This is a genomic window from Campylobacter sp. BCW_6877 (genome assembly GCF_001762445.1).
Lineage (GTDB): Bacteria > Campylobacterota > Campylobacteria > Campylobacterales > Campylobacteraceae > Campylobacter_D > Campylobacter_D jejuni.
Map to the genome: position 1 here is coordinate 61,631 of NZ_MJWW01000028.1, position 17,077 is coordinate 78,707.

20 protein-coding genes, 1 pseudogene and 1 riboswitch are annotated in these 17,077 nt (G+C 30.9%); of the genes and pseudogenes, 11 read left to right on the forward strand and 10 right to left on the reverse strand.

Annotation, left to right across the window (positions count from 1 at the left end; translation table 11 throughout):
* Positions 1 to 11 precede the first annotated feature (11 nt).
* Complete coding sequence (gene nusA / locus AJ936_RS02125; protein ID WP_070274005.1) at positions 12 to 1,100, reverse strand: transcription termination factor NusA; 1,089 nt, start codon at positions 1,098 to 1,100, stop codon at positions 12 to 14.
* Positions 1,101 to 1,226: 126 nt separating this feature from the next.
* Between nusA and AJ936_RS02130 the strand changes: the two genes are divergently transcribed.
* From AJ936_RS02130 to AJ936_RS02155, 6 genes are read left to right on the forward strand one after another with little or no spacing between them, the layout of a single operon-like run.
* Positions 1,227 to 1,469 (forward strand): HP0268 family nuclease, encoded by a 243-nt coding sequence (locus AJ936_RS02130; protein ID WP_002851103.1) that lies wholly within the window; start codon positions 1,227 to 1,229, stop codon positions 1,467 to 1,469.
* Positions 1,466 to 2,767: a tRNA (N6-isopentenyl adenosine(37)-C2)-methylthiotransferase MiaB gene (gene miaB, locus AJ936_RS02135; RefSeq protein WP_070274006.1), complete on the forward strand. Its 1,302-nt coding sequence runs from the start codon at positions 1,466 to 1,468 to the stop codon at positions 2,765 to 2,767. Before AJ936_RS02130 ends, miaB begins: the two co-directional genes overlap by 4 nt.
* Positions 2,751 to 3,380, forward strand: coding sequence for a lysophospholipid acyltransferase family protein (locus AJ936_RS02140; protein WP_002891782.1), 630 nt, complete (start codon positions 2,751 to 2,753; stop codon positions 3,378 to 3,380). The genes miaB and AJ936_RS02140 overlap by 17 nt, the downstream gene beginning before the upstream one ends.
* A 1-nt stretch (position 3,381) precedes the next feature.
* On the forward strand, positions 3,382 to 4,341 hold the full coding sequence (locus AJ936_RS02145) for a clan AA aspartic protease (RefSeq protein ID WP_070274007.1): 960 nt from the start codon (positions 3,382 to 3,384) through the stop codon (positions 4,339 to 4,341).
* On the forward strand, positions 4,338 to 4,865 hold the full coding sequence (locus tag AJ936_RS02150; protein WP_044779805.1) for a hypothetical protein: 528 nt from the start codon (positions 4,338 to 4,340) through the stop codon (positions 4,863 to 4,865). The genes AJ936_RS02145 and AJ936_RS02150 overlap by 4 nt, the downstream gene beginning before the upstream one ends.
* Positions 4,855 to 5,373, forward strand: coding sequence for a hypothetical protein (locus AJ936_RS02155; RefSeq protein WP_002868197.1), 519 nt, complete (start codon positions 4,855 to 4,857; stop codon positions 5,371 to 5,373). The genes AJ936_RS02150 and AJ936_RS02155 overlap by 11 nt, the downstream gene beginning before the upstream one ends.
* On the opposite strand, the gene thiC is transcribed toward AJ936_RS02155, so the two are convergent.
* From thiC to rpe, 3 genes are all read right to left on the reverse strand, one after another.
* A complete protein-coding gene (gene thiC, locus AJ936_RS02160) occupies positions 5,365 to 6,657 on the reverse strand; it encodes a phosphomethylpyrimidine synthase ThiC (protein ID WP_070274008.1) in 1,293 nt (430 codons plus the stop codon). The genes AJ936_RS02155 and thiC overlap by 9 nt on opposite strands.
* A gap of 56 nt (positions 6,658 to 6,713) precedes the next feature.
* Positions 6,714 to 6,818, reverse strand: a riboswitch (TPP riboswitch).
* A 26-nt stretch (positions 6,819 to 6,844) separates the two neighbouring features.
* A complete protein-coding gene (locus tag AJ936_RS02165; protein ID WP_002880676.1) occupies positions 6,845 to 7,600 on the reverse strand; it encodes a 3'-5' exonuclease in 756 nt (251 codons plus the stop codon).
* Positions 7,597 to 8,244: a ribulose-phosphate 3-epimerase gene (gene rpe / locus AJ936_RS02170; protein ID WP_052803877.1), complete on the reverse strand. Its 648-nt coding sequence runs from the start codon at positions 8,242 to 8,244 to the stop codon at positions 7,597 to 7,599. Before rpe ends, AJ936_RS02165 begins: the two co-directional genes overlap by 4 nt.
* A 139-nt stretch (positions 8,245 to 8,383) precedes the next feature.
* Here rpe and rpmB point away from each other — a divergent pair, with 139 nt between their 5' ends.
* From rpmB to AJ936_RS10755, 4 genes and pseudogenes are all read left to right on the forward strand, one after another.
* The gene (rpmB, locus tag AJ936_RS02175) at positions 8,384 to 8,578 is read left to right on the forward strand and encodes a 50S ribosomal protein L28 (protein WP_002854974.1); all 195 of its coding nucleotides are present in this window, start codon (positions 8,384 to 8,386) and stop codon (positions 8,576 to 8,578) included.
* 184 nt (positions 8,579 to 8,762) lie between these two features.
* Positions 8,763 to 8,978 (forward strand): YdcH family protein, encoded by a 216-nt coding sequence (locus tag AJ936_RS02180; RefSeq protein ID WP_002855201.1) that lies wholly within the window; start codon positions 8,763 to 8,765, stop codon positions 8,976 to 8,978.
* 420 nt (positions 8,979 to 9,398) lie between these two features.
* A pseudogene (locus AJ936_RS10750) lies at positions 9,399 to 9,653 on the forward strand (methyl-accepting chemotaxis protein); the annotation flags it as partial.
* The gene (locus AJ936_RS10755; RefSeq protein ID WP_373604568.1) at positions 9,651 to 10,085 is read left to right on the forward strand and encodes a CZB domain-containing protein; all 435 of its coding nucleotides are present in this window, start codon (positions 9,651 to 9,653) and stop codon (positions 10,083 to 10,085) included. The pseudogene AJ936_RS10750 and the gene AJ936_RS10755, both read left to right, overlap by 3 nt.
* A gap of 31 nt (positions 10,086 to 10,116) precedes the next feature.
* Here AJ936_RS10755 and AJ936_RS02190 read toward each other — a convergent pair whose 3' ends face one another.
* The 5 genes from AJ936_RS02190 to acpP all read right to left on the reverse strand — a co-directional run bounded on the left by AJ936_RS02190 (position 10,117) and on the right by acpP (position 15,415).
* Positions 10,117 to 10,713 carry an NUDIX domain-containing protein gene (locus AJ936_RS02190; protein ID WP_070274009.1) on the reverse strand — a complete coding sequence of 199 codons (597 nt, stop codon included), beginning with the start codon at positions 10,711 to 10,713 and terminating at the stop codon, positions 10,117 to 10,119.
* A gap of 82 nt (positions 10,714 to 10,795) precedes the next feature.
* The gene (locus AJ936_RS02195; RefSeq protein ID WP_070274016.1) at positions 10,796 to 12,850 is read right to left on the reverse strand and encodes a TonB-dependent receptor domain-containing protein; all 2,055 of its coding nucleotides are present in this window, start codon (positions 12,848 to 12,850) and stop codon (positions 10,796 to 10,798) included.
* Positions 12,851 to 13,001: 151 nt separating this feature from the next.
* Positions 13,002 to 13,940: an acetyl-CoA carboxylase carboxyltransferase subunit alpha gene (locus AJ936_RS02200; RefSeq protein ID WP_044778826.1), complete on the reverse strand. Its 939-nt coding sequence runs from the start codon at positions 13,938 to 13,940 to the stop codon at positions 13,002 to 13,004.
* A gap of 1 nt (position 13,941) precedes the next feature.
* The gene (locus AJ936_RS02205) at positions 13,942 to 15,156 is read right to left on the reverse strand and encodes a beta-ketoacyl-ACP synthase II (protein WP_070274010.1); all 1,215 of its coding nucleotides are present in this window, start codon (positions 15,154 to 15,156) and stop codon (positions 13,942 to 13,944) included.
* A gap of 25 nt (positions 15,157 to 15,181) precedes the next feature.
* Positions 15,182 to 15,415, reverse strand: coding sequence for an acyl carrier protein (gene acpP / locus AJ936_RS02210; RefSeq protein ID WP_002871173.1), 234 nt, complete (start codon positions 15,413 to 15,415; stop codon positions 15,182 to 15,184).
* A 109-nt stretch (positions 15,416 to 15,524) separates the two neighbouring features.
* On the opposite strand from acpP, the gene tenA reads away from it, so the two are divergent.
* Positions 15,525 to 16,193, forward strand: a complete 669-nt coding sequence (gene tenA / locus AJ936_RS02215) for a thiaminase II (protein ID WP_079861678.1) — start codon at positions 15,525 to 15,527, stop codon at positions 16,191 to 16,193.
* Between the two features lie 23 nt (positions 16,194 to 16,216).
* On the opposite strand, the gene sdhE is transcribed toward tenA, so the two are convergent.
* Complete coding sequence (sdhE, locus tag AJ936_RS02220) at positions 16,217 to 17,074, reverse strand: 8-methylmenaquinol:fumarate reductase membrane anchor subunit (RefSeq protein WP_070274012.1); 858 nt, start codon at positions 17,072 to 17,074, stop codon at positions 16,217 to 16,219.
* Positions 17,075 to 17,077: the final 3 nt, after the last annotated feature.

Here is a 17,077-nt window from a genome sequence, read left to right on the forward strand (position 1 = left end):
TCACAAATATTTTAAATTTTAAACAAATCTTGAAGATTTTTCATTGCTTCTTCATTACTGATGGCATTATTTAGCTGCGATGAACTTAATTCACTGAGCTCTATTTCATAACCACTTAACATAGAAGCAAGGCGAATATTAATACCATTTTTTCCTATAGCTTTACTTTTTTGTTCGCTATTTAAACTTACAATAGCTTTTTTATCTTCAATTTTTACAGAATTTACAATAGCAGGAGCTAGGGCACGAGAAATTAAAATTTCACTCTCATTTGTAAATTCTATACAATCAATATTTTCATTATGAAGCTCTTTGCTTACTGCATTAATTCTTACACCTTTAACACCTACTGTAGCGCCTACAGGATCGATATTTGCTCCATTGGCCTGAAGAATGATTTTTGCTCTTTCACCTGGAATTCTAGCACATCCTATAATATTGACATAACCATCTTTGATTTCTGGAACCTCAGCTTCAAGTAAACATTCTAAAAATTTAGGACTTGTACGACTAAGCTCGATTTTAATACCCTTATCTGTATAAACACGGCGTATCACAGCTTTTACCACATCACCTATTTTAAACTTTTCCCCTTTAATGCGATTTTTTCTCGGTAAAAAAGCTCTTAATTCATCTATTTCAATAAAAGTATTTTCTTCATTATCCACTCTAACAACTGTACCAAAAACCATTTGCCCTACTTTGTTTTTATATTTTTCAAAAATAGTTTGTTCTAATAATTTTTGTATATGATATTCAAGTTCTTTATGTAAGGTATTTACCGCAGTTCTTCCTAAATTTTCCAAAGAACATTCATAGGTTAATTCATCTCCTATTTCAACATCTGGAGCTTCTGATTTTGCCTTACTTAACGCGATAAAACTCTCACTTTTATTTTGTAATCTCTCGTCATTATCTGCTACTATGGTAATTTTTTGATAAAGATTTAAATTTTTAGGATCCACAAAAAACTCATATTCTTGTCCATAAATTCTTTTTGCAGTATTGATTAAAGCGGTAGCTACCTTTTCTCTTACATTCTCTAAGTTTAAATTTTTTTCATTAGCAATAGATTCGATAATATCTGCTATCTTTTCCATATTTTATAAAACCTTTTTTGTGGGAAATTTAAAAATGTAGATAAAAATTATATCCTTAATAAGTTTAATTAAAAGTAAAATTTGCTAAAATTATAGATTAAAATGAAAATTCTTAAGGATTTAGCTATGGAATTAAAATTGGCAAGAACTTTGATTAATGAAAAACCTAAAAATATTAGCCTAGAAAAAATCGAAGAGGCTATAGAAAAAGAAGGACAAAAGTTTTTTTATTTTGATAAAGATAATACACACAAACAACTCATTGCCCTTGTAAATCATTTTGAAAAAAAAGGAGTAAGCATTTATCATAGAACCGTAAAATACGGACTTGATGATAATGATTTTATGTATGAGGTACATATTCTTTGAGTGCTAAAAAACTTTTTATTCAAACTTTAGGTTGTGCGATGAATGTCAGAGATTCTGAGCATATGATCGCAGAATTAACACAAAAAGAAAATTACGCACTAACAGAAGATATCAAAGAAGCAGATCTTATTCTCATCAACACTTGTTCAGTGCGTGAAAAACCTGTGCATAAACTTTTCTCAGAAGTAGGTGGTTTTGAAAAAGTTAAAAAAGAAGGTGCTAAAATAGGAGTTTGTGGATGTACTGCATCGCATTTGGGAAATGAAATTTTCAAACGTGCTCCTTATGTGGATTTTGTTCTAGGGGCAAGAAATATTTCTAAAATCACTCAAGCTATAAAAACTCCAAAATTTATGGGCGTGGACATAGACTATGATGAAAGTGAATTTGCTTTTGCAGATTTTAGAAATAGTATTTATAAATCCTATATTAATATCTCCATAGGTTGCGACAAACACTGCACTTACTGTATTGTGCCACACACAAGAGGAGATGAAATTTCCATACCTTTTAACATTATCTACAAAGAAGCTCAAAAAGCTGTTGAAAAAGGTGCTAAAGAGATTTTCTTGCTAGGACAAAATGTCAATAACTACGGCAAAAGATTTAGAAACGAACATAAAAAAATGGACTTTTCAGATCTTTTAGAAGAACTTAGCACTATAGAAGGTTTGGAACGCATTCGCTTTACAAGTCCACATCCTTTGCATATGGATGATAAATTTTTAGAAGTTTTTGCCAATAATCCAAAAGTTTGCAAATCCATGCATATGCCTTTACAAAGCGGTTCAAGTGAAATTTTAAAAGCCATGAAACGTGGCTATACTAAAGAATGGTATTTAAATAGAGCTTTAAAACTTAGAGAACTTTGTCCAAATGTTAGCATTTCTACAGACATTATTGTAGCTTTTCCAGGGGAAAGTGAAAAAGATTTTGAAGAAACTATGGATGTTTTGGAAAAAGTGCGTTTTGAACAAATTTTTTCTTTTAAATACTCCAAACGCCCTTTAACAAAAGCTGCAACCATGTCTAATCAAATCGATGAAAAAACAGCTTCAAGAAGACTTAGCACCTTACAAAATCGTCATAGTGAAATTTTAGATGAAATTGTAAAAAAACAAGAAAATAAAACTTTTAAAGTTTTATTTGAAGAATTAAGAGCAGGCAATAGCATTGCCGGAAGAACAGATAATAATTTTTTAGTTCAAGTTGAAGGTAGCGAAGAACTTTTAGGGCAATTTAAAGAAGTAAAAATCACTAATGCAAAGCGTATGGTTTTATATGGGGAAATCGTTTAAAATCCATTGCTTAACATATATAATTTTCATCTTGCAATGGCTTATTTTTTTAAGCTGTAAAAAGCACTATAAAGGTGAAAAAGTTGACCGTAAAGCTAGTGTGATACTTTTTTGGCATGGAAAATTAGCACTCATGCCTTTTGCGTTTAGACATTATAGACAAAAAAATAAAAAAGCCTATGTCATGATCTCCCACCATAAAGATGGAGAACAAATTGCAAAAATCATCAAGCTTTTCGGTCTTGATACTGTAAGAGGAAGCACTTCAAGGGGTGCTAGCAGTGCACTTAGAGCTGCATTTAAAGTTTTAGAACAAAATGACGATATAGTTATCACGCCTGATGGTCCACGTGGGCCTTATCATAGTATTTCAGATGGTTCTATCATTTTGGCTCAAAAAAAAGAACTAAAGATAAGAATTTTAAACTATGAAGCAAATCGTTTTTGGGAATTTAAAAGTTGGGATAAGATGATCTTGCCAAAACCTTTTAGCAAGATTACTTATAGTCTAAGTGAACCTTTGGATATTTTATCTTTAGATAAAGAAAAAGCTAAAGAATTTCTAATGGAACAATTTGATAAAATTAGCTTAGCTGATCAATTTAAGGAATGAAATGTTATTTTTACTTAAAAAAATATTTCCACAACTTTTTATTAGTATTATTTTAGAAGATAAAAAAAATATTGTAAAAGCTTCTATTTACAGAGGAAATAAACTAATCAGTAGCAATGAAAAAACTTTTGATAAAAGTGAAAATTTATTAGAATACATAAAAAATTTAAGCAAGCATTTCTTATTTTACCACACTGCTTTATTTTTAGACGCCAAAGAACAAGGATTAATACCTAGTACAAATATTCAAGATTGTGAGCACTTTAATATAGGAAAAATCAGCTTACAGCATATTTTGTTTAATAATGCCCTTGTTTATACGGCTACCGAACATGTGGAATATTATAGCGAGCTTTTTGAAGAATATAGAGGTTTAGATTTTTTATATTCCCCTTTTGCTCTTCTTTACTACAATATACAAAAAGAAAAACAGCCTGATGATCAAATTTTACTTTATGGATTTAAACAAGGACATCTTTTGGCAATTATTGTTGCTAAAGGCAATACTATTTTATACGGTGATTTTAAAATATTTGAGCAAGAATTAGGTTTAGAGCTTGAACTTCCATCAGAAGATAATCAAGAAATTGAAAACAACAACGATGATACTGAAGTTACCTTAGATAACTTCAATGAAGCCTTAAATAATAAATTTGATCTACTTGATCAAGAAAATAATCTTGAAACTTTGGATAATAATGATAATTTTAATCTTGATGAATTAAATCAATTTAGCAATGATATGGAACTTTGCCGTTATATTATTACGAGCATTGAAAAATTTTACAATGATGATAAATATGCTGGGGTATTTATCAATGATATTTTATTATATAGCGAATCAGATATTAACATAAGCGCTATTGATTTTTTAGAAAGTGAAACTTTTTTAGAGATAAAAACGAAACAAATCAACACCTTAGATCTTATGATAGAATTGATGCAAAAGGAGCTTAAATGACTTATAGCTTCATACAGCCAAGAAAAAAACCTATTTTCACACTCTTTGATAAAATTTGGCTAGGACTTTTTGGTTTTAGTATATTATTTATCTTGCTAGTATATTTTACATATACAATAAAAATTGCATTAATCAATAGCTCTATCGATGATGAAAAACAACAAGTTATAGTACTTCAAAATCAAACTAAGCAAAATGAAATGCTTTATGAAATTTTATTCGATCAAAGCCAAATAGCGAAAAATTTTAACACTCAAAATCAAATTATTAAAGAAAGCTTAAGAAATCTATTTGATATTATTGTAAAAACTGATAATATTACTCTTGAAAGTGTTGAACAAGACGAATATTCCTTAAAACTTATCGGAGTCACTCCTACAAGAGAAATGTTTACTCTACTTTTAGAAACCCCTTTAAAAAGCATCTTTGATCAAAGCTATACAACCTATTATCGCTTAGATAATGGGTGGTATCGTTTTGTTAGTATTAGTAAACAAATTCCAGGAGTTGCAGATGAAAGATAAAAGCCTAGAAGAAATTGATTTATTAAAGCTTATCATTTGCGCGTTAAGTTTTATAAGCGTTTGCACAGCCTTGATCTTATTTTTACTTTTACCGACATTAAAAAATTACAAACAAGCAAATCTTAGAGAAAACTCACAACTTGCTATCTTAAAAGCCGCTAAATCAAAATTTGACTTTAGTGAAGATAAAATATCAACTCTAAGAAGCGAAAACAACAAAAGCTTAGAGCAATTTGAGCAAAATTTTAATATAGGAAATTTTGATATTTTTTTACAAAAATATTTTCAAAACGTAAAAATTCAAGAAACTAAGCCCGAAAAACAAGAAAAATATCTAAAAAACCGCTTAGCCATTAAAGCGACAATGAACAATCCTAGAAGACTTTATGATTTTATTGATGCTCTAAAAAACTATAATAACTTAATCAAGCTTGATTATCCACTTAATCTTAAAGCAGGAGAGCAAGGTATCTCTATAGATCTTACTCTCAAAGTTTATTCAAGCTAAACTCACATCTTTGCCTTTTAAAATTTGATTCATAGTATTCATTGCACACATTTTTCCACACATGGAACATGAGTTTAAATCATCAGAGCGACGCTCATTAAACATTTTTTTAGCCTTTTCTCCATCAATAGCAAGTTTAAACATTTTCTCCCAATCTATTTCTTGTCTAGCCTTACTCATCTCATCATCCCTTGCTCTTTCTTTTGGAAGTTTAGCTATATCTCCTGCATGAGCTGCAATTTTAGTCGCAACTATACCCTCTCTAACATCTTCTAAATTTGGAAGTCTTAAGTGTTCAGCAGGTGTTACATAGCACAGCATATCAGCACCGCTAGCTGCAGCCACAGCTCCTCCAATAGCACCACTAATATGATCATACCCTGCACCAATATCTGTTACCAAAGGCCCTAGGACATAAAAAGGCGCTCCTTTACATAAACGCTTTTCTAATTGCATATTTGCCTCTATTTCATTAATAGCCATATGCCCTGGACCTTCTATCATTACTTGAACCCCAACATCCCAAGCTCTTTGGGTAAGAAGCGATAATTCTATAAGCTCTGAAATTTGCGCCCCATCACTTGCATCGTGAGTAGAGCCAGGACGCAAAGCATCACCCAAAGATAAAGTTACATCGTATTTTAAACAAATATCAAGCAAATCATCATAATACTCAAAAAAAGGATTTTCAGCATCCTTCATCATCATCCAAGCATAAAGCACAGAGCCTCCTCTTGAAACTATATTTGTAAGTCTTTTACTTTGTTTAAAAATATGCGTTGCGCGAGAATTAATACCTGCGTGAATTGTCATAAAATCAACCCCACTTTTAGCATGATGATATACAACATCTAAAAAGTCTTTAGCACCAATTTGTTTTAAATCTTTTTCTAAAAATCCTAGCGCATCATATACAGGAACTGTTCCTATCATAGCTTTTGAAACATTAACAAGCTCGTCTCTAAAACGACTTGTTTTGCCATAATTGCTTAAGTCCATAATTGCTTCTATGCCAAATTTATGAGCAAGCTCTACTTTTTTCATTTCCTCGCTATAATCAACGCAATCATTTGAAACTCCTAAATTTACATTAACCTTAGTACGCAGTCCAAAACCTATACCATTTGGATCAAGACTTTTATGATTAATATTTGCAGGGATAATAATTTTACCGCAAGCAATATTTTCAAGCAAAAAATCTTTACTTAAATTTTCTTTTTGCGCGACAATCTGCATTTCTTTAGTAAAAATACCTTCTTTGGCATAATTCATTTGAGTTTTCATAAATTTATCCTTTAAAAAATTTGGATAAATGAAGGGTGAGTATAAATTTTTAAAGTATTAAAATTTATAAATCTTCCCGACGCTGGCATTATCCAGATCCGGTTCGGTCTAAGCTTTTAGCTTACTCTCAGCCTGTTACACAAGCTCCCGTCATTTATGTTTTAATTATACACTTTAAAATTTATTTTTACTTTATGCGTGCAGTCTTTGTAAAACTTATAAGTTCTTCTGTAGTTTTTATATGATAAGGAAGTTTTCCAAGGCAATATTTAAAAATTTCAGCAGCTGCCAAAGCATCATCTAAGGCCCTATGATGCGTATTTTCCACACCCAGAAATTCTTTCAAAACCTCTAGTTTATATTTTGGACTTTCTATACAACATTGTGCAAATTCTATAGTGCAAATACGACGATTAAGCAAAATGCCAAAACCACACTCATTTAAAGCCTTAGAAATAAAACTATAATCAAAACGCACATTATGTGCTACAAAAATACTGTCTTTTAAAAAAAGTCTAAAATCACTTAAAACCTTTGTTAAACTTGGAGCATTTTCCACCATCTCATAAGTAATACCCGTAAGCTCAGTTATATTTTCTGGAATTTCTTTTACCTTAACAAAACTTTGAAAGCGTCCAATTTCTTTATAATTTTGAATTTTTACCGCTCCAATTTCTAAAATTTCCCCCTTGCTCACCCCACCAGTACTTTCTATATCCACTATGCAAAAAATTTCATCTTTAATTTTTGTTGTGCGTGTTTTAAGAGTAAAAATATTATCTTTATTTAAAGTTAAACCTAACCCCAAAAGCTCAAAAGTTTCTAAATCTAAATCAAAATTTTTTAATTCTTCAACTTTGGCAAACTCTTGCATCACCCAATCATAAGGCTTGCTTTGCTTATTTAATATAGAAATAATCTGATCAATTTGCTGTAAACTCAAAATTCAAGCTTTAAAGATGAAATTGCAGTTTTATAATCATTAGAAGAAAAAATATAACTTCCAGCCACCAAAATATCAGCTCCAGATTCTTCTAAATCACTAGCATTTAAACCATTAACACCACCATCAACCTCTATAAAAACTTTAGCATTTTTTTTATCAATCATTTGGCGCAATTCTTTGATTTTTTCATGCACTAAAGGTAAAAATTTTTGCCCACCAAATCCAGGATTAACACTCATTAAAAGCACCATATCTACAAATTCTAGCATGTGTTTAATAGAATCAATAGGAGTATGTGGATTTAAAACAATAGCAGGATGGATTCCTTGACTTCTTATATATTCACAAAGCCTTATAGGATGAACTTCGCTTTCCATATGAAAAGAGATAAATTTCGGTTTTAAAGAGATAAAAAGATCTACAAATTTACTTACATCTTTAACCATTAAATGCACATCTAATGGCAATTTACTAATAGTTGAAATTTTTTCGATCACGCAAGGTCCGAAAGTCAAATTTGGAACAAAGTGTCCATCCATTACATCAATATGTAAAAGATCCGCACCTGCAGCTTCAATAGCTTTAACTTCTTCTTCTAATTTCAAAAAATTTGCAGACAATAAACTTGGAGCTACATACATGATCAAAACCTTAAAGTATATATAAATGTGATAAATAATATTTTATCGACTTATATATTAAAAAAACTATAAATTATGGAATATTTTAAGCTTAATTTTGATAGAATCTCCATTTAAAAATTTTCATAAGGACAAGAAAATGGCAAGAGTATGTCAAATCACAGGCAAGGGTCCAATGGTGGGTAATAATGTCAGCCATGCTAACAATAAAACAAAAAGACGCTTTTTACCTAATCTCAGAACAGTTCGTGTAACTTTAGAAGATGGCACCACGAGAAAAATGAGAATTGCAGCTTCTACTCTGAGAACTCTAAAAAAACAAAATTCTAAATAATTTTGAGGATTTATTCCTCAATTTTAATATTTCAAATTTAAAAATAAAATTTAATAAATCACTTATATAACACACATTTAAAAATTATTATTAAGTTTATTATTTTTTAAGCCAAAAATATCTTTTAATAGTGTAAAATACCTTATTAAATGAATTTTAAATTTCACTAATACAAGGAGAGTTTATGCTACATGAATATAGAGAATTAATGTCAGAGCTAAAAGGTAAAGATGCTCATTTTGATAAACTATTTGATCGTCATAATGAACTTGATGACATGATTAAAGATGCAGAAGAAGGTAGAACTTCTCTTAGCAGCATGGAAATTTCAACCTTAAAAAAAGAAAAGCTTCATGTAAAAGATGAACTTAGCCAATATCTAGCAAATTATAAAAAATAAGGCAAAACAATGTTTGGAAGTAAAATAAACCATTCTGATCTTCAAAAACTTGAAGAAGAAAATAAAAATCTTGCACATAAAATTGAAAAATTTCAATCGGAAAATTTAGAATTAAAAAATAAAATTACATCATTAGAACAAGCGGCTTTAGAATCTAAACTTAAAACAGATCTTTTAAATGTTTTATTAACTGGGGTTTTAAAAAATATTACTATTGTTCAAGGCGATATGTTAGAAAATGTAAATAAGGCAGAAGTTATCTCTAGCTATTCTAAAACTTCTCTTGCTGAAATGGATGAACTTAACCATATTGCTAACTCTATCAATGCTTCCTTAGGGGATATTACAGAATCAGCCAATAAAACAAGAGATGTTGCAGGAACATTGCATAGAAGTGTTGATGAAATTACTAATGTAATCAATTTAATTAAAGATGTTTCCGATCAAACCAATCTTTTAGCTCTTAACGCTGCTATAGAAGCTGCACGCGCAGGTGAACATGGGCGTGGTTTTGCTGTTGTTGCCGATGAAGTAAGAAAACTAGCTGAAAAAACACAAAAAGCAACCACAGAAGTTGAAATGAATATCAACCTTCTAAAGCAAAATGCAAATGAAATGTATACTCAAAGTGAGCAAGTTGAAAAAATTTCTATAGATTCTAATGCTCATATTATGAGTTTTTCCGAAAAATTTACTCACTTAGTAAATGAAGCGCATTCTACCAATTCAAATGCAGTTGGTATCGCTTCAGAAGCTTTCGTATCTTTAGCAAAACTAGATCATATAGCTTTTAAACTAAATGCTTATAAAGAAATTTTTTCCAAATCAGGAAAGCAATTAGCCGATCATACATCTTGTCGCTTAGGAAAATGGCTTGCTAGCACAGGAAAAGAAAGATTTGGACAAAATAAAAGCTTCTTAAAAATTAACGAGCCACATGAAAAAGTTCATGAAAATATGAATAATGCTATAACAATAGCAAATACAGAAGATATTAGCAAAGATATTACTCAACACAGCATAATTAATAAATGTGAAGTTGCTGAAAATGCATCGCTTGATCTTTTCAATGTATTTAAAGAAATGCTTGATGAGTCAGATCATTAAAATCCTAGGTTGAACCTTTTTAAGGTTTAACCTAAATAATCTTTAATTTTCCCCACTTTTCCTTTAAAAACCACATATAAGCAAAATCAAGCAAAGGCGTTCTTATCATATTTTTACATTTTTTTTCAAAATCCTGCACCTTAACATAAACAGCTTCAATCTCTTCATCATCAACTCCACCTCCAGAAGAAATTTTATCTTTTTCATCAACTTCTGCGAAATAAAAGCTTTGCTTGCTTACACCTGAACCAAACCCTGTATAAAAATCTCCTATTTTTTCTAAATTTCTAGGAGCATACCCTAGTTCTTCTATACATTCTTCTTTTGCTATTTCCTCTAAAGATAATTTTTTATCTACAAGTCCTGAACAAAGCTCTATAGTATAGCCCATATTATCATCTTTTACATAATCTTTATCATGCATTTGATGATACCAAAGTGGTATGCGAAATTGGCGTACAAAAATAAAACTTTCTAATTCTTTATGATACAAAAGCACTGAAACACTATCTTTAGATTCTATAAAATCCCAAGTACAAAACTTGCCATTACTTTCATAAGCAAATCTCTTAGGCTTAATATAATTTGATTTTTCAAAAGAAAGTTCTTTTAAATTTTTAAACGCCATAATAAAACCTTTTATTTATTTTTCACATTGTACTTTATTTTTGCTTTTTTGAAAATATAAAGATGATTAAAGCCTTAAAAAATTAAAAATCATATTTATAACTCAACCAAAAACTCCTTCCTTCTGTATAGTCTTGATAACGATTTGCATATCCAGCAGGATTAGCCCCATCCCATTTAGTAACTTGAGGATCGAAGAAATTTTTATCAAAAAGATTTTGCACTGCAAAACTTAAGCTAGATTGCTTATTAATTTTATAATTTATCCCTAAATCTACTATATAAAAAGGCTTATATTTTTGCCATGGCAGACTACCATTACCACCACCTTTTGCTTTAGCTATAGTATCAAGTCTTGCCCGTGTTTTAATATAGGAACTAAATTTACCTCGCTCATAGTTTAATTTTAACATTGCTATATGCCTTGGTAAATTTTCTATTCTATCACCACCAAACCAATTTTTTTGACCATCTTTGTAGCGATTATCCATAAAAGTATAACTTGAATTTAGGCTAAAGCCATTGTAAGTTTTGGTATTAAATGCAAATTCTATACCTTTAGTCTGTGTTTTTCCAAGATTAATAGGACGCGTACAAACAGTGCTATTGCCACAATCAATACCATTTTGCATACCTGTTAAATCTTCGCTACTGATTTGATTTGTAAAATCAGTAATAAATCCTGTAATAGAATAATGTGCAAAATCAAATATCCTAAAATCAACACCCAATTCATAATTTATACTTTCTTCTGGTTTTAAGTCAGGGTTTCCAAAATAAGCATTATTATTGGCATAATTATAATATCCATTTGTCAACTCCTTAACAGCAGGAGTTTTATAGCCTTTTGAAACACCTCCTTTAAAGGCTATATTATCATTTAAGTGATAAACCAAATAAATCCTAGGGGTAAATTCAGAATCAAACAAATTGCTATAAATATAACGCAAACCTGTAGTAAAAATCAAATCATCGGTTATAAAATACTCATTTTCCCCATAAAGCGCAACCGTGGTTTGATCAAGATTTTTACCTCTTATTTGACTACCTGCGCTTGCTTGATCATTTTTTAACATCTCATAATCAATCCTTGCACCAAAGGTATTTACTAAATTACCGTATTGACCTAAATTCCAAGGTAAAACAACCTTACCTTCTCCTACCCAAATTTGACTATGTAACTCCTTATCCTTAGTGCTACCATATTGTAAATATGAGCTAGTTGAACCAAAATCATAATTACCATCATGATTTAAAACAACATTATCTTTAAACAGTTGCCTTTCGCTTTTAATAGCCCTACTACTTGTAGAATTCACTGAAATTTCATTAATATATCGTTCTATATCAAAATATATATTATTTTTATCATTTACTGTCCAATTAAGCCTAGAACCAAAACCTAAACTAGTAAAAGCACCTGGACTATGACTAGCAATTTGATAATTATCAGGTCTTTGTTGACTACTATTCCAAACCGGTGTAGGCCATTTTAAATCAGAAGTTGCCTTATCATAATACTTCAACCTTGCAGAAATTGATAATGTATCTTCAATCAAAGGAGTTGCCACATAAGCATTAAATCCCCCAGCATTGCCATAGTGATTAGAGTGCTGTTGTAAAAGAGTGTTAAATTCTATATTTGCCTCAGTCTTATCAGGATTTTTCTTAGTGATAATATTTATCACACCACCTACAGCATCACTGCCATAAAGTGTAGAAGCTGGACCACGTATAACCTCAATACGCTCTATCATAGACAAAGGTGGTAGATATCCTGACTCACTGCCACTAAAACCATTATCATAAAACCCATTTGCAACACTTTGACGTTTTCCATCAATTAAAACTAGAGTATAAGAACTACCAAAACCTCGTATGCTAAAATCATAAGTGCCTGTTTTATTCATAGTCACATCTACACCTGGAATATCTCCTATAGCCTCCCCTATATCCTTAATTGGCTTTTTTTCAAGCTCTTCTTTTGTAATGATAGAAATACTAGCAGGCGCATCAACCAAATCTTGTTCAAAACCACTAGCACTAACCACAACATCATTAAGTTGATATTTTTCTTCTGCTTTTAACAAAGCTCCAGATAAAATTAAAAAACACAGTAAACTTTTTTTAAATTTCATATTTTTAATTTGAGTCAAATTAATTCCTTTAAAAATAATTATTTTGATATTTAAAATCATTTTTGAAGTATAAAAAAAGAATACTTTTAATTAACTTAATTTTGATAACAATTATAAATAATAAAATTATTTAAAAAAGCGAAGTAAAAGCCTAAGCCTCTTGATAGGCTCCAAGCTTTAAAATTTTCTGCATACGATTTGCAGAAAGTTCTCGTACGTCAATATTTTCAAGTTCATTTAGAGATTTTTTTACATAATCAGCAATAGCTACTGCTGCAGCTTCTTTATTACGATGTGCACCATTTGTAGGCTCATCTATAACATCATCAATTAAACCTTGAGATTTTAAATCATCAGCCGTTACCTTCATAGCCTTGGTTGCAGCTTCACTTTTTGCAGGATCATTCCAAAGTATTGCAGCACAACCTTCAGGAGAAATTACTGAAAAAACAGAATTTTTCATCATTGCAAGTCTATCTGCAACCCCTATAGCTAGCGCCCCACCGCTACCGCCTTCTCCAATAACTATAGCAATGGTCGGTATTTTCAAATCACTTAATTCATATAAATTTCTAGCGATAGCTTCACTTTGCCCTCTTTCTTCAGCACCTACACCAGGATAAGCACCCGGAGTATCTATTAAAAATAAGATAGGAATTTGGAACTTCTCTGCAAGTCTTGCTACCCTTAAAGCTTTACGATAACCTTCAGGATGTGGCATACCAAAATTTCTAGCGATTTTATCTTTTGTTCCACGCCCTTTTTGCTCGCCAATTACAATTATTTTTTTCTCTCCTAAATAACCCATAAAACAAACAATAGCAGGATCATCTCTAAAAGCACGGTCACCATGTATTTCGTGAGCATCGTTTAAAATAAGTTCAATATAATCAAGAGCGTAAGGACGATCTGGATGGCGTGCTAATTGCAAACGTTGAAAATCGCTTAAATTTTTATAAGTTTTAGAAATTTCTTTTTCAAGATTTTTCTTTAAAATCGATACAGCTTCAGTATCTCCTTTAATCTGAGCGTTGATAATATCCTCATCAATTTGCTGAATATTTTTTTCAAAATCTAAATAAGAAGCCATATTAATCTACTTTTTTAAATACAACACAGCCATTTGTGCCACCAAAACCAAAAGAATTACTCATTGCCACTTTTAAATCTGATTTTCTTGATATATTTGGAACATAATCAAGATCACATTCCTCATCTTTTACAAGCTGATTGATTGTAGGTGGAACTACCCCATCTCTTAAAGCCATAACACTGATAACTGCTTCAATTGCACCTGCAGCGCCTAAGCAATGACCTGTTTGTCCTTTTGTGGAACTTACAAGTGGGATATTATTACCAAAAAGCTCTTTAATTGCTGCTGTTTCATTTTTATCATTTACAGGAGTTGAAGTTCCATGTGCATTGATATAATCTACCTTTGGATTCCCTGCCATATTTAAAGCTTTTTTCATAGCTCTTAAAGGTCCATCTAAAGTTGGTGAAGTAATATGATGTGCATCTGCACTTTCTCCAAATCCAATTAATTCAGCATAAATCGTAGCACCACGTTTTTTAGCCTCTTCATATTCCTCAAAAACTAAAGCTCCAGCACCTTCTCCCATAACAAAACCATCTCTCTCTTTGTCAAATGGTCTTGAAGCATGCTGTGGATCTTCATTTCTGGTTGATAAAGCTTTCATTGAAGCAAAACCACCTATACCCACAGGACAAATAGCGGCTTCTGCACCTATAACTAACATTTTTTTGGCATTTCCTAAAGCTATACTTTTGTAAGCTTCTCCTATAGCATGGGTTCCTGCTGCACAAGCTGTAACACAAGAAATATTTGGCCCTTTAAGTCCATGCTCTATAGAAATCAAACCTCCTAACATATTTACAAGTGCTGAAGGTATGAAAAAAGGGGAAATTTTACGCGGACCTCGCTCGGAACAAATAATGGAATTTTTTTCTATGTTAGGCAAACCTCCAATACCAGCAGCCGAAACAATGCCAAATTCTTCTTTGTCTAATTCTTCGCTAAATCCAGCATCCTGCATTGCTTCTCTTGCTGCTTTAATTCCAAGTTGTATGAAACGGTCAATTTTTTTTACTTCTTTGCCATCAACAACCTCTAATGGATCAAAATTTTTAACTTCAGCTGCAATTTGAACAGGAAAGTCTGTGGCATCAAAAAGAGTAATTTTATTTACTCCGCTTTCTCCATTGCAAATTGCTTTAAATGAACTTTCTTTATCTAAACCAAGGGCATTGATCATACCAATACCTGTAACTACAACTCTTTTCAAGAATAAGCTCCTTGCAAGAAAAAAATTATTTTTTTAGATTGTCAATATAATTTACAACATCTTCAATTTTAATTAATTTTTCAGCATCACTATCTGGAATTTCTACTTCAAATTTTTCTTCTAAAGCCATAATAAGCTCTACAACATCTAAAGAATCAGCACCTAAATCTTCAATAATTTTTGATTCCATTTTAACTGCATCTGCATCAATACTTAATTGCTCTATTACTACTGCTTTTACATCATCAAATGTTGCCATTTGTTCTCCTTCAAAAAATTAAAATAAAGCGTATTTTACTATAAAAAGCTTAAAATATTTATAGTTTTTCATTATACTTGAAAATAAAATATTAAAACATAAAGGAAAAATGATGCTTTTCTCTAATTTAATCAAAGAAAATCAAAAAATTTGGGATGCTTATCTACATCATGATTTTGTTAAAAAATTAGAAGATAAAAGCTTAAAGCAAGAAAATTTTCTTTTTTATCTCAAGCAAGATTATATTTATTTGCTTAATTACGCAAAATGTTATGCAAGATTAGCACTTAACTCAAATACTGCAAAAGAACTTCGTTTTGCTATGAAATTTCAAAATTATATAGTTGAAGGAGAAATGGAACTTCATCGTGCAATTTTATCTCTTGGCATTAATGCAGATGAACTCGATACAAAAGATGAAAGTTTAGTTAATATAGCCTATTCGCGTTATATGTTAAGCGTAGGTGAAAATGGAGATTTTTTAGATATGTTAGTTGCTCTTAGTGCTTGCGCTATAGGCTATGCAAAAATAGGTGCTGAAATTATAAATCGTTTAAAAAATGAAAATTTAAAAGATCATCCTTACAAAGAATGGATTTTGACCTATGGAAGTGAAAATTTTCAAAACGAAGCTAAAGAATTTGAAGATTTTGTTAATTCTTATACTTCAAGTGTTAGTATACAAAAATTCCAAAAACTCAGCGAAATTTTTCATACTGTAACACGCTTGGAAGTGGCTTTTTGGGAGCATTCTTTAAGAATGGAATTAAATCTTTAAACATGGGCTTTTTGCCCATGTTTTTATGCAATTTTACTTGCATTAATAATATTATAATCTAAACCAACCATTTCTTTAGAAAGTCCTAATGCAAGCCCTACTAATTGTGATAAATGAATAATAGGCAATCTTGCTTTAGAATTAGTATAATCTTGAAATCTTTCTTGATAGATATCAAGCTGCATTTGACAAAGTGGACAAGGTGTTACAACACAATCGGCTTGATTTTCACTTGCATTATTAACAATTTGACTAGACATTTTTTTCACAGATTTTTCTGCAGGATAAGAAGCATGAAAACCACAACAATCAAGGCGTTTTTCAAAAGGAACTATTTTAGCCTCTAAAACTTCTACTACACTTTCAAAACTTTTTGGATTGGTTGAACTTTCTTTTTTACCGAAAGTATCTTCAGGTCTTAAACTATGACAACCATAAAATAAAGCTACTTTTAAATTTGAAAGCGGCTTTTTTACCTTGCTTTTTAAATTATCCAAATCCTCATAAAGCTCCCACAAAAGACTTGTAATAGGCGTTGAACCTTGATATTTCATTCCGCCTTGTGCTAAAAAAGTATTGATGCGTTCTTTTGCACCCTTATCAAGAGTATTTTTTGCTTTAGTTAAAGTTAGCATACAAGTACTACAAGTTGTAAGCATTGGCATTTTCATCTCTTCTGCTAAAGCAATATTTCTTGCATTAGCCACCAAAGTCGCAATAGGATCAACGCACTGCGCTTGAGAAGCCCCGCAACAACTCCACCCCTTAATTTCATTCAACTTCCAACCCAAAATAGGTGCAATAGCTTCAAGTGAAATTTTAGATTCTTTTGCAGCTTGAGATAAAACACAACCTGGAAAAAAAGCGTATTCTTTTTGCATATT

Excerpts from the sequence above, each read along its gene's own strand:
- nusA (WP_070274005.1), bottom strand. The coding sequence starts at position 1,100 with ATGGAAAAGATAGCAGATATTATCGAATCTATTGCTAATGAAAAAAAT.
- AJ936_RS02130 (WP_002851103.1), top strand. The coding sequence starts at position 1,227 with ATGGAATTAAAATTGGCAAGAACTTTGATTAATGAAAAACCTAAAAAT.
- AJ936_RS02140 (WP_002891782.1), top strand. The coding sequence starts at position 2,751 with ATGGGGAAATCGTTTAAAATCCATTGCTTAACATATATAATTTTCATC.
- AJ936_RS02145 (WP_070274007.1), top strand. The coding sequence starts at position 3,382 with ATGTTATTTTTACTTAAAAAAATATTTCCACAACTTTTTATTAGTATT.
- AJ936_RS02150 (WP_044779805.1), top strand. The coding sequence starts at position 4,338 with ATGACTTATAGCTTCATACAGCCAAGAAAAAAACCTATTTTCACACTC.
- AJ936_RS02155 (WP_002868197.1), top strand. The coding sequence starts at position 4,855 with ATGAAAGATAAAAGCCTAGAAGAAATTGATTTATTAAAGCTTATCATT.
- thiC (WP_070274008.1), bottom strand. The coding sequence starts at position 6,657 with ATGAAAACTCAAATGAATTATGCCAAAGAAGGTATTTTTACTAAAGAA.
- rpe (WP_052803877.1), bottom strand. The coding sequence starts at position 8,244 with ATGTATGTAGCTCCAAGTTTATTGTCTGCAAATTTTTTGAAATTAGAA.
- rpmB (WP_002854974.1), top strand. The coding sequence starts at position 8,384 with ATGGCAAGAGTATGTCAAATCACAGGCAAGGGTCCAATGGTGGGTAAT.
- AJ936_RS02180 (WP_002855201.1), top strand. The coding sequence starts at position 8,763 with ATGCTACATGAATATAGAGAATTAATGTCAGAGCTAAAAGGTAAAGAT.
- AJ936_RS10755 (WP_373604568.1), top strand. The coding sequence starts at position 9,651 with ATGAGTTTTTCCGAAAAATTTACTCACTTAGTAAATGAAGCGCATTCT.
- AJ936_RS02190 (WP_070274009.1), bottom strand. The coding sequence starts at position 10,713 with ATGGCGTTTAAAAATTTAAAAGAACTTTCTTTTGAAAAATCAAATTAT.
- AJ936_RS02195 (WP_070274016.1), bottom strand. The coding sequence starts at position 12,850 with ATGAAATTTAAAAAAAGTTTACTGTGTTTTTTAATTTTATCTGGAGCT.
- AJ936_RS02200 (WP_044778826.1), bottom strand. The coding sequence starts at position 13,940 with ATGGCTTCTTATTTAGATTTTGAAAAAAATATTCAGCAAATTGATGAG.
- acpP (WP_002871173.1), bottom strand. The coding sequence starts at position 15,415 with ATGGCAACATTTGATGATGTAAAAGCAGTAGTAATAGAGCAATTAAGT.
- tenA (WP_079861678.1), top strand. The coding sequence starts at position 15,525 with ATGATGCTTTTCTCTAATTTAATCAAAGAAAATCAAAAAATTTGGGAT.
- sdhE (WP_070274012.1), bottom strand. The coding sequence starts at position 17,074 with ATGCAAAAAGAATACGCTTTTTTTCCAGGTTGTGTTTTATCTCAAGCT.